The sequence below is a fragment of the Sphingomonas sp. genome, assembly GCF_036387535.1.
Taxonomy (GTDB): Bacteria; Pseudomonadota; Alphaproteobacteria; order Sphingomonadales; family Sphingomonadaceae; genus Sphingomonas_R.
Genome location: NZ_DASVTO010000002.1, coordinates 1 through 12,945, shown reverse-complemented (window position 1 = coordinate 12,945; position 12,945 = coordinate 1). Strand labels below are relative to the sequence as shown.

Sequence of the window (12,945 nt, the reverse complement as noted above, 5' to 3'; positions counted from 1 at the left end):
ACGGATGTTTGCGATCTTTGGCGGCGTGCTCGGGGCAATCGCGCTCTTCTTCGGGCATCTCGGCTATTATGGCGGTCCGATCTATGTCGATGGCGCCGCCACGGCACCCACTCCGCCCGGGCTGCGGAACAGCGTCGCGGTGCTGATGTCGGGCGATCTCGGGTTCAACATCGGCATCGGGCCGCAGGTCGCGCGCCGGCTGCGCGCCGATGGCCTGCCGGTGGTCGGCGTCAACTCGCTCACCGCCTTCCGCCACACCCGCACCCCCGCACAGGTGCAGGCGCTGGTCGCCGATGCGGTGCGCCACGCGCTCATCTTTGCGCATGCCGATCGCGTGATCCTGATCGGCCAGTCCTTCGGTGCCGACATGCTGCATGTCGGGCTGACCGCCTTGCCGCCCGCGCTCCGGGCGCGGGTCAGGCTGATCGTCCTGATCGTGCCGGGCGCCACGGTCCAGTTCCGCGCTTCGCCATCCGAAGTGTTCACGGCCTCCGCGCCCGCCTTCGATGCGCTCCCCACCGCGCGCCAGCTCGATTGGGCGCCCGTGCTCTGCGTGCGGGGGGAGAAAGAGGATGAAAGCCTCTGTCCGCGGATCACGGCGCCCGATGTCCATACCGTCGCGCTGCCGGGCGGGCATCCGCTGCGCCGCGACGCCGACGCCGTGCACCGCGTCGTGATCGCGGCCATCCGGGCGTCGGTGTGATGCGATCGCACTGGACGGCCATCACCGCGCGCCATGGCACCATCCTCGGGATCGCGGCGGCGCTGATCGTCGGTGCGCTCGGGCTGCTGGCGCTCCGCCACCTGCTGGCCGAAGTGCGCATCCGCGACATCCGCGCCGCCTATCATCTGCTACCCGGCTGGCGGATCGCTACCGCGCTCGGGCTGACCGTCTTCAGCTATCTCGCGCTCACCCTGTATGACGTGCTGGCGCTGCGCATCATCGGCCGAACGCTGCCCTGGCGCACCGCCGCACTCGCGTCCTTCACCAGCTATACGCTCAGCCACAATCTCGGCCTCTCGCTGCTAACCGGCGGATCGGCGCGCTACCGCATCTACACCGCCGCCGGGCTGGACGGTGCCGATGTCGCGCGCGTGGTCGGCATCGCCGGCGTCGCCTTCTGGGCGGGGGTGTTCGCGCTCGCCGCTCTTGCCCTTGCCGGGCAGCCCGGCGGGGTCCATCTCCGCCATTGGCCGATCTCCATCCCGGTGCAGCGCGGCCTGGGCGTCACCCTGCTGATCGGGATGGCGGCGCTGGTGATCGCGGGTCGCGGCGGGCGCGTGCTGCGCATTGCCGGCTGGTCGTTGCCGCTACCGGACTCGGGACAGGCGCTGGCGCAGATCGGGGTCGCGGCGCTCGATCTCGCCGCCGCCAGCGCCGCGCTGTTCGTGCTGGTGCCGCATGTCGGCGCGAACGCCTACCCCGCCTTCTTCCTCGGTTACGCGCTCGCCATCATCGTCGCGCTGATCAGCCATGTGCCGGGCGGGATCGGGATCTTCGAAACCGTGATGCTGGCCGCCCTGCCCGGTGTCGATCGGCCCACGCTGTTCGCGGCGCTGATCCTCTACCGCCTGATCTACTACATCCTGCCGCTGCTGGTGGGCGCGCTGCTGCTGGCCGCGCACGAAGGCTGGCGCTTTCGCCATCCGGTCGGGCGCGCGTTCGATCGGGCGCAGTCGATCGCGACCGGCGTCGCGCCGCTCGCGCTGGCCGCGCTCGCCTTCACCGGCGGGCTGGTCCTGCTGATCTCCGGCTCGCTGCCCGCCGTTCCCGGCCGTCTGCGGGCACTCCACGGCTTCGTGCCGCTGCCCTTCATCGAAGCCTCGCACATCGCCGCCAGCCTGGCGGGCACCGGGCTGCTGCTACTCGCCCCCGGCCTCTATCGCCGGCTCGACGGCGCGTTCGTCGCGACCCGCGCGCTCCTGCTGGCTGGCGCGGCCTTCTCGCTAGCCAAGGGGCTGGATTATGAAGAGGCGATTGTCCTGCTCGCGATCAGCGCCGCGCTGCAATGGACGCGCGCGGCCTTCTACCGCCGCACCCGCCTGACCGCGCAGCCGCTGACCGCCGGCTGGATCGCCGCCATCCTGACTGCGGTCGCACTGTCGCTCTGGATCGGCTTCTTCGCCTACAAGCATGTCGATTATCAGGACAGCCTGTGGTGGCAATTCGCGCTGTCGAACAATGCGTCCCGCTTTCTGCGCGCCAGTTTCGGCATCGCGATCCTGCTGGCGGCGGGCGCGCTGTGGCGCCTGTTCGGCGGTGTGTCCGTCCCGCCCGCCAGCGCGGTGGTGCCGCTCGACGCCGTCCTGCCCGCGCTCGCCACCGCCACCCGGACCGAAGCGATGCTGGCATTCACCGGGGACAAGCATTTCCTGCTGTCCGATTCGGGCGACGCCTTCCTGATGTACCGGGTCCAGGGTCATAGCTGGATCGTGATGGGTGATCCGGTGGGTCCGGAAACCGCCTGGGCGGACCTGCTGTGGCAGATGCGGGAACTTGCCGACCGCGCGCAGGGCCGGCTGCTCCTCTACCAGATCAGCCGCACCGCCCTGCCGCTCGCCATCGACCTCGGGCTCCAGATCGTGAAATATGGCGAGGAAGCCCGCGTCGACCTGTCCACCTTCACGCTCGAAGGCCCGGCGATGCGCGGGCTGCGCCAACCGGTCCGCCGCGCGGAACGCGAGGGGGCCCGCTTCGCGATCGTGCCGGCCGGCGATGTGCCCGCCATCCTGCCCGACCTGCGCGCGCTCTCCGATGCGTGGCTTGCGGCCAAGGGGCAGCGGGAAAAGGCGTTCAGCCTGGGCCGTTTCGATGACGCCTATGTCCGGCGGTTCGACTGCGCCGTCGTGTACCAGCACGATCGCATCGTCGCCTTCGCCAACATCTGGGCGACCGCCGATCGATCGGAACTGTCCGTCGACCTGATGCGCCATGCCGATATCATGCCCTACGGGACGATGGACTTTCTGTTCGCCGAACTGATGCTGTGGGGACGGGCGCTGGGATATCGCTGGTTCACGCTCGGCCTTGCGCCGCTGTCCGGCCTGACGACGCAGCGGCTGGCACCGATCTGGTCGCGCGCGGGGGCGTTCCTCTACCGGCACGGTGAGAATTTCTACGGATTCGAAGGACTACGCGGATATAAAAACAAGTTCGGTCCGGTCTGGGAACCGCGCTATGTCGCCAGCGGCGGGGGAATTTCGCTGCCGCGCGCGCTGATCGATCTCGAACGGCTGGTCGGCGGTCGGCGTGATCGCCGGGAATAAGTTGGACAAGAGCGCTACCTTTGCCGTTCCACCCCGCTGCCCCTGCTGTTAGCATGGGCGAAATTGGGGAGGGGATGATCGGTGCACGACGGGGAACCGACGGTCGTTACGCAGGAACCGGATGCCGGCGGTACGCCTGATCCGGCGCCCGCGCGCGCACGCCGTGGCACCGGCCGCCGCCTGCATGGTGCGATCGCCTACAAGCTGGGGGTCGCGATCCTGTCCGGGGAATATGCACCGGGCGAAACCCTGTCGGGCGAAGTCGTCTTCTCCGAAGCGCTCGGTGTCTCGCGCAGCGCCTATCGCGAAGCGGTTCAGGTGCTGAGCGCCAAGGGGCTGGTCGAAAGCAGGCCGAAGGCGGGCACGCGCGTCCTGCCGCGCAACCATTGGAATGTTCTCGATCCCGACGTACTGGCCTGGGCGTTCGCGGGCGAACCCGATCTCCGCTTCATTCGCGGGCTGTTCGAATTGCGCGGGATCGTCGAACCGGCCGCGGCCGCGCTGGCGGCCGAACGCCGGGAGCGATCCGATCTGAAACTGATGAAGGATGCGCTGACCGCCATGACGCGCCACACGCTGGCGACGCCCGCCGGGCGCGCCGCCGATCGCGATTTCCACGATGCGATCCTCAACGCGACCGGCAACGATTCGCTCGTGGTGCTCAGCGCCAGCATCGGCGCGGCAGTCAACTGGACCACGCAGTTCAAGCAGCGCGCGCGGGTTCTGCCGCGCAATCCCATCCCCGATCACCGCCGCGTCTATGATGCCATCGCGGCGCAGGATCCGGCCGGTGCCAGCGCCGCGATGCGGCAACTGGTCGATCTGGCGCTGGACGACACCCGCGCCGCGATGAAACAATAGCCCCTCCGCCCCGGCGGGGAGGGTCGGGCGCCCCGACCTACGCCGCCTGCACGTCCGGCAGGGCATGCGTCGTCCGCGATCCCCACAGCGCATAGAACAGGATGTAGAGTTCGCACGCCGCGGTCAGCAGGAACGATGCCTGCAGGCCGTAGGTATCGGCCAGCTTGCCCTGCACGAACACCAGCGCGCCGCCGGCGATCGCCATGATCAGCAGGCCCGACCCTTCCTCGGTCAACGGGCCCAGCCCCTTGATGCCCAGCGTGAAGATAGTCGGGAACATGATCGAATGGAACAGCCCGACGGAGATCAGCGCCCACATCGCGACATGTCCGGTCGTAAAGACCGTGATCAACATCACCACGAACGCTCCGATCGAAAACGCCGCCAGCACGGTTTCCGCCGGAATCTTCTGCATGATCGCCGATCCCAGGAAGCGCCCCACCATCATGCCGCCCCACAACAGCGCCAGATAGCGGCCGGCCTGTTCCGTGGTCAGGTTGGCGATCTGCGGCTGGCTGATGAAATTGACGAACAGGTTGCCGACGCCGATCTCCGCGATCAGGTAGATGAAGATCGCGGGAATGCCGAACACCAGGTTGCGATGCTTCCACAGCGAATGCTTCTTGCGCTCTTCCTTGGCATGGCGGCTGGTCGATGCGCCCATCGCCGGCAGCGGGAAGCGTGCGATGATGACCGCCAGTACGACCAGCACGATCGCGACCAGCACATAGGGCAGGACCACCGACTGTGCGTCGGCCAGCCGTTCCGCCTGGGTCAGCACGGTGCCGGCCTCCGCCGTTCCCCCCTTCGACCGCCCCAGGATCAGATAGGCTCCGAACAGTGGCGCCAGCATCGTTCCGGCGGAATTCAGCGCCTGCACCAGGTTGAGGCGGGACGACGCGGTCTCCGGCGGGCCGACCACCGCGACATAGGGATTGGCTGCCACCTGCAACAGCGTGATGCCGCTGGCGATCACGAACAGCATGACCAGCGTGACGCCATAGGACGGCAGGCTGGCCGCCAGCACCATGCCCAGCGCACCGGCGGCCATGATGCCGAGCCCGGTGACCAGCGCCTTCTGATATCCGATCCGCTCGATCAGCTTGGCCGACGGGATCGATGCGAAGAAATAAGCGATGAACCAGACGCTTTCGATCAGCGAAGCCTGGAAATAGCTCAGCTCGAACACGCTGCGCAGGTGCGGCAGCAGCGTTCCGTTGATGACCGTGATGAAGCCCCACATGAAGAACAGGCTGGCCAGCAGTGTCAGCGCCGAACGATAGTTCGTCGGGACGCCACCCGCCTGGGGCGCGTCGCCGGTGGCCTTGGTCTGGATCGGCATTGCCATGCTGTTGGCCCTTCTCTCCGCCCGGGTGCCGCATCTGGGATCGTTCCGCGCGGCTTGCCCTCGTTGATCTTGTCCGACTATATAGCCGTTAAAGGCGCGTCAACGTCGTCGGTCGGTGAAATTGAGGGATGTAGGCATGCGTAAGGTCGATCTGGGCATTTTCATGCTGGCCACCGTCGCGGTCGCGGCCATTGCTGGCGCACGCCCGGCGGCGGCCGCCGACGTGCGGCGCGCGTCCGCGGGCACGCTGGCCGACGGCACCAACATCGAAGCGATCACGCTCAGCAACGGAAAGGGCGTTTCCGCCCGCATCCTGACCTATGGTGCGACGTTGCAATCGCTGATCGCGCCCGATCGCAACGGCAAGCCGGCCGATGTGCTGCTCGGCTATGACGATCTGAAATCCTATGTCGAACACCCCAATTATTTCGGGGTCACGGTTGGCCGATACGCCAACCGCATCGGCGGGGGCACGTTCACGCTGGACGGCCGCCGGTATCAGCTTCCGCTCAATGATAAGACAAATTCCCTGCACGGTGGCGGCAAGGGCTTCGACAAGGTCGTCTGGCGGGTGGTGTCGGTCAGCGGCGGGCCGGTCGCCAAGCTGGTGCTCGCCTATCGCAGCCCGGATGGCGACTCCGGCTATCCGGGTAATCTCGATGTCACCACCACCTATACGCTCGATGCGAAGGGGGATCTCGGCATCGCCTTCGACGCCACCACCGACAAGCCGACCGTGGTCAACATGACGAACCACGCCATTTTCAATCTGGCGGGTGAAGGCGCACCGGGCGGCGCGACCGGGCATCGCCTGACGATTCCGGCGCGGGCGATCACCCCGGTCGACGCCCGGCTGATCCCGACGGGTGCGCTGATGCCGGTCGCGAACACGCCGTTCGATTTCCGCACGCCGCGGGTGGTTGCCGCCGACATTCGCGACGGCCGCAACGAACAACTGCGCTTCGGCCAGGGCTACGACCATAATTTCGCGCTCGACAAGGGGCTGACCGCCACCCCCGGCCTCGCCGCCCGGCTGGAGGATCCTGTGTCCGGCCGCGTGTTGGAAGTGCTCACTACCGAACCCGGCGTGCAATTCTACACCGGCAACTTCCTGGATGGCACGTTCGTCGGCAAATCCAGCCACCTCTATCGCATGGGCGACGGCATCGCGCTGGAGCCGCAGAAATTCCCTGATTCGCCCAACAAACCCGATTTCGTCTCGGCGCGGGTCGATCCGGGCAAGCCGTATCACCACCAGATGATCTACCGTCTTTCCACGCAACGCTGATTCGTCCGGAACCCTGCCCATGACCGACACCCCTGCCGTCCCGAAGCTGCGTTCGCGCGCCTGGTTCGACAATCCCGACAATATCGACATGACGGCGCTCTATCTGGAACGCTATCTGAACTTCGGTCTGTCACTGGATGAACTGCGTTCGGGCAAACCGATCATCGGGATCGCGCAGACCGGGTCGGATCTGTCGCCGTGTAATCGCCACCATCTCGTGCTGGCCGATCGGCTGCGCGAGGGTATTCGCGAAATGGGTGGAATCGCGCTGGAGTTTCCGGTCCACCCGATCCAGGAAACCGGCAAGCGTCCCACCGCCGGGCTCGATCGCAACCTCGCCTATATGGCGCTGGTGGAGGTGCTGTACGGCTATCCGCTGGACGGCGTGGTGCTGACCATCGGCTGCGACAAGACCACGCCTGCCTGCCTGATGGCCGCCGCCACCGTCAACATCCCGGCGATCGCGCTGTCGGTCGGGCCGATGCTCAACGGCTGGCACAAGGGCGAACGCACCGGTTCCGGTACGATCGTCTGGAAAGCGCGGCAGATGCTGGCCGCGGGGGAGATTGACGACGCCGGCTTCATCAAGCTGGTGGCATCGTCCGCGCCGTCGACCGGCTATTGCAATACGATGGGCACCGCGACGACGATGAACTCGCTGGCCGAGGCGCTCGGCATGCAGTTGCCGGGTTCGGCCGCGATCCCGGCGCCCTACCGCGATCGGCAGGAGATCGCCTATCTGACCGGCAAGCGCATCGTGGAGATGGTCGCGGAGGATCTGAAGCCGGCCGACATCATGACGCGCGATGCGTTCCTGAACGCGATCGTCGTCAATTCCGCGATCGGCGGCTCGACCAACGCGCCGATCCATCTGGCCGCGATCGCGCGCCATGTCGGCGTCGAACTCGACCTGAAGGATTGGCAGACCTACGGCCACAAGGTCCCGTTGATGGTCAACCTCCAGCCCGCCGGCGAATATCTGGGCGAGGATTATTATCATGCCGGCGGCGTGCCCGCGGTCGTGGCCGAACTGATGCAGCAGGGTCTGATCCGCGAGGATGCGATCACCGCCAACGGCAGGACCATCGGCGACAATTGCCGCGATGCGACGATCGAGGACGAACGCGTCATCCGCCCGTTCGCCTCGCCGCTGCTGGCCGATGCCGGCTTCATCGTGCTGTCCGGCAATCTGTTCGACGCCGCGATCATGAAGACCAGCGTGATCGGTCCCGAATTCCGCGAACGCTATCTGTCCAATCCCGACGATCCCGATGCGTTCGAAGGGCCGGCGGTGGTGTTTGACGGGCCGGAGGATTATCACCACCGGATCGACGACCCCGCGCTCGGCATCACTCCCGAAACGCTGCTATTCATGCGTGGCGCCGGCCCGGTCGGCTATCCGGGCGCGGCCGAGGTCGTCAACATGCGCCCCCCCGCCTATCTGATCCGTGAAGGCGTCCACGCGCTCCCGTGCATCGGCGACGGCCGCCAGTCGGGCACGTCGGGCTCGCCCTCGATCCTGAATGCTTCGCCGGAGGCGGCGGCCAATGGCGGGCTCGCGCTGCTGCGCACGGGGGATCGGGTGCGGATCGATCTCAACACCGGCACCGCCAACATCCTGATTTCGGATCAGGAACTGGCCGAACGCCGCGCGGCGCTGATGGCGGCCGGCGGCTATCGCTACCCCGCGTCGCAGACGCCGTGGCAGGAAATCCAGCGTGCGACCGTGGGCCAGATGAACACCGGCGCCATTCTGGAAGGTGCGGAGAAATATCAGCGCATCGCCCAGACCATGGGCCTGCCCCGCGACAATCATTAACGGAGAGGCCGCTCGCCTCCCCCGTCACCCCGGACTTGATCCGGGGTCCAGGCCACAAACGCTGCCGCTTGCGTCCCTGGATGCCGGATCAAGTCCGGCATGACGGGGCGTAGCGCCTAGGCTCCCAGCTCCACCCGCCGGGTCGCCAGCCGCTCTGCCTCGCGCACGTCATGCGTGACGTACAGGATCGGCAGCCGCAGATCGTCGCGTACCCGCTCGATCACGGTCAGGATCTCAGCCCGTCGCGCCGCGTCCAGCGACGCCAGCGGCTCGTCCATCAACAGCGTCCGCGCGCCCGACAGCAGCGCGCGGCCGATCGCCACCCGCTGCGCCTCCCCGCCCGACAGCGAGCGCGGCCAGCGGTCGAGCAGATGTCCGATCCCGAGGAACGCGACCGCCTCGTCCAGCCCGATCCAGCGATCCTCCGCCCGCGCCAGCCGCCAGCCATAGAGCAGGTTCGCCCGCACGCGCAGGTGCGGGAACAGCCGCCCGTCCTGAAACACATAGCCGATCCGCCGCCGTTCCGGCACGACGTCGATCCCTGCCGCCGCATCGAACAGCGGAACGCCGCCCACTCGCACATGCCCCGCATCCGGCCTCAACAATCCGGCGATCATGTTCAGTACCGATGTCTTGCCGACCCCAGACGGTCCGAACAGGACGGTCAGGCCCTCCTCCACCCGAAAATCCACCGCGATCTCGGCCCGGCCCAGCTGCCGCCGCACGGCGACGTCAAAGGACATGCACATGCCTCGCGCCGCGCCGCGCCAGCCACTCCGACAGCAGCAGCGCGATCAGTGAAACGCAGACCGACAGGATCGCCAGCCGCCACACCGCATCGTCATTCCCCGGCACCTGCAGCGCGCTGTAGATCGCGATCGGCAACGTCCGGGTTTCGCCCGGAATGTTCGATACGAACGTAATCGTCGCCCCGAACTCCCCGATCGATCGCGCAAAGCCCAGCACCAGCCCCGCCAGTACCCCCGGCAGGGACAAGGGCAGCGTGATCGTGGCAAATGTCCGCCACGCGCCCGCGCCCAGCGTCCGGGCCGCGCCCTCCAGCCGCCGGTCGACCGCCTCGATCGACAGCCGGATCGCGCGCACCATCAGCGGCAACGCCATGATCCCGGCCGCGATCGCCGCCCCGGTCCAGCGGAAGATCACCGACACCCCGAACGCCGCCTCCAGCCACCCGCCGATCGGCCCCTTGCGCCCGAACGCCAGCAGCAGCAGCCAGCCCGTCACCACGGGCGGCAGCACCAGCGGCAGATGGATCACCGCGTCAATCACCGCCTTGCCCGGGAACCGCCCGCGCGCCAGCGCATAGGCCAGCGCGAACGCGACCGGCAATGTCGCCGCCATCGCCACCCCGCTCACGCGCAGCGACAGCAGCAGGATGTCCCATTCGTCCGGCGTCAGCACCGCGCGCACCACCGCGTCGTCACGGGGTGGTGAAGCCGTGGCGCCGGAAGATCGCCTTGCCCGCGGGCGAGATCAGGAAGCGCCGAAACCCCTCCGCCTCCGCACTGCCGGCACGGGTCAGCAGCGCGACCGGATAGGTGATCGGTGGGTGGCTGCTGACCGGGAAGGTGCCGACCACGCGCACGCCCCGTTCTGCGCGCGCATCGGTGGCATAGACGATGCCGTACGGCGCCTCGCCACGCGCGACCAGCGCCAGCGCGCCGCGCACGCTGTCCGCGCGCGCCACCCGCCCCTCCACCGCCGGCCACACGCCCAGCGCGGTCAGCGCGGCCTTGCCGTATTTGCCGGCCGGCACCGCATCCGGGTCCGCCATCGCCAGCCGCCCGCCACCCAGCGCGCGCGCCAACGGAAAGCCGCGCCGGATCGGCAGCGTGCCGCGCGTCGTCGCCGGCGCGACCAGCACCAGCCGGTTGCCCAGGAACGACACCCGCGTGCCCGCCCGCACCAGGCCGCCCTTCTGCACCGCGTCCATCCACGGTTCGTCCGCGGACAGGAACAGGTCCGCCGGCGCGCCCGCCAGAATCTGACGCGCCAGCGCCGAGGATGCGGCGAAGGACAGCACCGGCATCGCATGTCCGCGCGCGGCCCAGACCTTGCCGGCATCCGTCAACGATTCCTGCAGGCTTGCCGCCGCCAGCACCAGCGGCGGCTTCGCGGCCAGCGGCACCGCGATCAGGCCGAGCATCAGCCCCGCGATCCATCCGAAAATCCGTGTCATCTCTACCCCCGGCTGATCGCGGCTATATCCGAACATATATAGCCCGCCGCCGTTCCCCTAGCGCGATTCTCGTCGCCGCTACACGCGTTCCGGCAATGCCCAGTCGACCATCCCGCGCCCGTTGGCGGCCAGAAACGCGTTCGCCCGCGAAAATGGCCGGCTGCCGAAGAAACCCTTGTGCGCCGATCCGTAGAGCGGCGACGGGTGGCTGCTGTGGATCACCAGATGGCGCCCGGCATCGACGGCGGCTGCCTTCTTCCGCGCGGCCGCACCCCATAGCAGGAACACGGTCGGCGGCCCGCGATCCACCACGCGCACGACAGCATCGGTGAAGCGCTCCCACCCCTGCCGGCGGTGGGACCCCGCCTTGCCCTGTTCCACCGTCAGCGAATCGTTGAGCAGCAGCACCCCCTGCCGCGCCCATGCCTCCAGATAGCCATGCGCGACCGGCGCGATGCCCAGATCATCCTGCAATTCCTTGTAGATGTTGACCAGCGACGGCGGCACCCGCACGCCCGGCCGCACGCTGAACGACAGCCCGTGCGCCTGGCCAGCGCCATGATAGGGATCCTGCCCCAGGATCACGACGCGCACCGCATCCGGCGGCGTGAGTTCCAGCGCGCGAAAGATGTCGGGCATTGGCGGGAACACCGTCCGCCCCGCCGCCACCGCCTCCGCCAGGAAATCGCGCAACGCCGCCATCGACGGTTGCGCAAATGCCTCGGCCAGCGCCGCGTGCCAGCCCGTGGCCAATGCGGTGGGAAGATCGGCGATCATGCGGGGTTCAACGCCGGAACGGATAATCGGACCCGCCAGGATCCCTCGCCTGCTTCCGCTTGCAAAACGCGCGGTGACGCGCGCCACGGACCGCCCGGTGCACCGCCCGATTGCTGCTTCACCGCCGGTCCGGAAGGGATGAAAGACCCAGGGTCCTGGGTCTCTCCCTCCGACACCGTGGAAATCGGGTCGGCGTCAGCGCGCGCTGCGGGTGCCGGCCGCGCGCATGCCGTCGATGCTCCAGCGCCCGGCGCCGATCGCCGCAAGGTACAGAAACACGAAGCAGAACTGGATCGCCGAATCTCCACCGTTGACGACCGGCAACCAGCCGTCCGGCTTGCCGATTCCGCCGCTGAAGTGGAACATCCAATAGGCCACGGCCATCTGCCCCGCCAGGACGAATGCCACCGGGCGGGTGAGGAAACCGACGACCACGAGCAGGCCCCCGAACAGTTCCAGCACGCCGGCAACACCGAACAGGCTGAGCAACGAAACCGGGCCGTTGCTGTGCGCCGACGCCGGCCACAGGAACAGCTTCTGCATGCCATGCTGCATGAAGAGCAGCCCGGTCACGACCCGTAACGCCGCCAGCGCCAGGCTCGCATAGCGCGACGCGCCTTCCATTGTCGATCGACCGTTCATTGCCCCTGTCCTCCGCACCGTTCTGCCCACCCCGAACCGGGATCATCATCCATGGTCTAGCCCATCATGCTGCCGCCGCCAAATGCTCCGTCGGCGGCGGCGCCAAGCCCCACGCATCCCGTTGCTGCGGGCGGTCATGCGGCACCGCCTCCGCGACCCGCGCCCGCTGCGAAACGGGCCGCCCCCGCCAGCCCTTCCGCCGCCAGCGGCAAGGCACCACCTTCGCCTTCGTGGCGCAGCGCCGCGTCAAGATCGCAATCCCACTGGCGGTAGGCCGAAAGCCGATCGGCACGGAGACAGAGTTGCGGAAATGCGGCGATATCCCCGGCCAGTTCCAGCGCCGCCTGCAGTGCGGTTCCGGCGGGGACCACCCGGTTCGCCAGACCGATCGCCAGCGCCTCGCCCGCACCGACCGCGCGCCCCGTCAGGATCATGTCCAGCGCGCGCGCCTGGCCGATCAGGCGCGGCAATCGCACCGTCCCGCCATCGATCAGCGGCACGCCCCAGCGGCGGCAGAACACCCCGAACACCGCGGTATCGCCGGCGACGCGCAGGTCGCACCACAGCGCGAGTTCCAGCCCACCCGCCACCGCATGCCCCTCGATCGCGGCGATCACCGGCTTTCCCAGCAACATCCGTGTCGGCCCCATCGGGCCGGGGCCGTGCGCATCATAGGGGGGTGGCGCGGCCGCGACGCTATGAAGGTCGTATCCCGCGCAGAAACCGCCGTCCGCACCGGTCAG

The 12,945-nt window shown here is 68.2% G+C and carries 12 protein-coding genes; 5 read left to right on the top strand and 7 right to left on the bottom strand.

Annotated elements, in window-relative coordinates:
* The first annotated feature begins 4 nt into the window (after nucleotides 1-4).
* The 3 genes from VF649_RS00075 (at nucleotide 5) to VF649_RS00065 (ending at nucleotide 4,128) form a co-directional block, all read left to right on the top strand.
* The gene (locus VF649_RS00075) at nucleotides 5-703 is read left to right on the top strand and encodes an AcvB/VirJ family lysyl-phosphatidylglycerol hydrolase (RefSeq protein WP_331009908.1); all 699 of its coding nucleotides are present in this window, start codon (nucleotides 5-7) and stop codon (nucleotides 701-703) included.
* Nucleotides 703-3,267 carry a bifunctional lysylphosphatidylglycerol flippase/synthetase MprF gene (mprF, locus tag VF649_RS00070; RefSeq protein ID WP_331009907.1) on the top strand — a complete coding sequence of 855 codons (2,565 nt, stop codon included), beginning with the start codon at nucleotides 703-705 and terminating at the stop codon, nucleotides 3,265-3,267. Before VF649_RS00075 ends, mprF begins: the two co-directional genes overlap by 1 nt.
* 180 nt (nucleotides 3,268-3,447) lie before the next feature.
* Complete coding sequence (locus VF649_RS00065) at nucleotides 3,448-4,128, top strand: FadR/GntR family transcriptional regulator (RefSeq protein ID WP_331009969.1); 681 nt, start codon at nucleotides 3,448-3,450, stop codon at nucleotides 4,126-4,128.
* Nucleotides 4,129-4,165: 37 nt separating this feature from the next.
* Here the strand turns inward: VF649_RS00065 and VF649_RS00060 are convergent, their stop codons facing one another.
* Nucleotides 4,166-5,476 carry a sugar MFS transporter gene (locus VF649_RS00060; protein WP_331009906.1) on the bottom strand — a complete coding sequence of 437 codons (1,311 nt, stop codon included), beginning with the start codon at nucleotides 5,474-5,476 and terminating at the stop codon, nucleotides 4,166-4,168.
* A gap of 136 nt (nucleotides 5,477-5,612) precedes the next feature.
* Here VF649_RS00060 and VF649_RS00055 point away from each other — a divergent pair, with 136 nt between their 5' ends.
* Both VF649_RS00055 and VF649_RS00050 read left to right on the top strand, forming a co-directional pair.
* Complete coding sequence (locus VF649_RS00055) at nucleotides 5,613-6,764, top strand: aldose epimerase family protein (RefSeq protein WP_331009905.1); 1,152 nt, start codon at nucleotides 5,613-5,615, stop codon at nucleotides 6,762-6,764.
* Between the two features lie 19 nt (nucleotides 6,765-6,783).
* Nucleotides 6,784-8,583, top strand: coding sequence for an IlvD/Edd family dehydratase (locus VF649_RS00050; RefSeq protein ID WP_331009904.1), 1,800 nt, complete (start codon nucleotides 6,784-6,786; stop codon nucleotides 8,581-8,583).
* Nucleotides 8,584-8,699: 116 nt separating this feature from the next.
* Here the strand turns inward: VF649_RS00050 and VF649_RS00045 are convergent, their stop codons facing one another.
* From VF649_RS00045 to VF649_RS00020, 6 genes are all read right to left on the bottom strand, one after another.
* Nucleotides 8,700-9,326 carry an ATP-binding cassette domain-containing protein gene (locus VF649_RS00045; RefSeq protein ID WP_331009903.1) on the bottom strand — a complete coding sequence of 209 codons (627 nt, stop codon included), beginning with the start codon at nucleotides 9,324-9,326 and terminating at the stop codon, nucleotides 8,700-8,702.
* Entirely contained in the window at nucleotides 9,316-10,005 is a 690-nt protein-coding gene (modB, locus tag VF649_RS00040) for a molybdate ABC transporter permease subunit (RefSeq protein ID WP_331009968.1), read from the bottom strand. Before modB ends, VF649_RS00045 begins: the two co-directional genes overlap by 11 nt.
* A 19-nt stretch (nucleotides 10,006-10,024) precedes the next feature.
* The gene (modA, locus tag VF649_RS00035) at nucleotides 10,025-10,783 is read right to left on the bottom strand and encodes a molybdate ABC transporter substrate-binding protein (protein WP_414713615.1); all 759 of its coding nucleotides are present in this window, start codon (nucleotides 10,781-10,783) and stop codon (nucleotides 10,025-10,027) included.
* 78 nt (nucleotides 10,784-10,861) lie between these two features.
* The gene (gene ung / locus VF649_RS00030) at nucleotides 10,862-11,560 is read right to left on the bottom strand and encodes a uracil-DNA glycosylase (protein WP_331009902.1); all 699 of its coding nucleotides are present in this window, start codon (nucleotides 11,558-11,560) and stop codon (nucleotides 10,862-10,864) included.
* 195 nt (nucleotides 11,561-11,755) lie between these two features.
* Nucleotides 11,756-12,202 (bottom strand): DoxX family protein, encoded by a 447-nt coding sequence (locus VF649_RS00025; RefSeq protein WP_331009901.1) that lies wholly within the window; start codon nucleotides 12,200-12,202, stop codon nucleotides 11,756-11,758.
* A gap of 134 nt (nucleotides 12,203-12,336) precedes the next feature.
* A partial coding sequence (locus VF649_RS00020; RefSeq protein ID WP_331009900.1) for a crotonase/enoyl-CoA hydratase family protein occupies nucleotides 12,337-12,945 on the bottom strand: 609 nt, incomplete at its 5' end.

Excerpts from the sequence above, each read along its gene's own strand:
- VF649_RS00025 (WP_331009901.1), bottom strand. The coding sequence starts at position 12,202 with ATGAACGGTCGATCGACAATGGAAGGCGCGTCGCGCTATGCGAGCCTG.
- mprF (WP_331009907.1), top strand. The coding sequence starts at position 703 with ATGCGATCGCACTGGACGGCCATCACCGCGCGCCATGGCACCATCCTC.
- modA (WP_414713615.1), bottom strand. The coding sequence starts at position 10,783 with ATGACACGGATTTTCGGATGGATCGCGGGGCTGATGCTCGGCCTGATC.
- ung (WP_331009902.1), bottom strand. The coding sequence starts at position 11,560 with ATGATCGCCGATCTTCCCACCGCATTGGCCACGGGCTGGCACGCGGCG.
- VF649_RS00050 (WP_331009904.1), top strand. The coding sequence starts at position 6,784 with ATGACCGACACCCCTGCCGTCCCGAAGCTGCGTTCGCGCGCCTGGTTC.
- VF649_RS00055 (WP_331009905.1), top strand. The coding sequence starts at position 5,613 with ATGCGTAAGGTCGATCTGGGCATTTTCATGCTGGCCACCGTCGCGGTC.
- VF649_RS00075 (WP_331009908.1), top strand. The coding sequence starts at position 5 with ATGTTTGCGATCTTTGGCGGCGTGCTCGGGGCAATCGCGCTCTTCTTC.
- VF649_RS00060 (WP_331009906.1), bottom strand. The coding sequence starts at position 5,476 with ATGGCAATGCCGATCCAGACCAAGGCCACCGGCGACGCGCCCCAGGCG.
- VF649_RS00045 (WP_331009903.1), bottom strand. The coding sequence starts at position 9,326 with ATGTCCTTTGACGTCGCCGTGCGGCGGCAGCTGGGCCGGGCCGAGATC.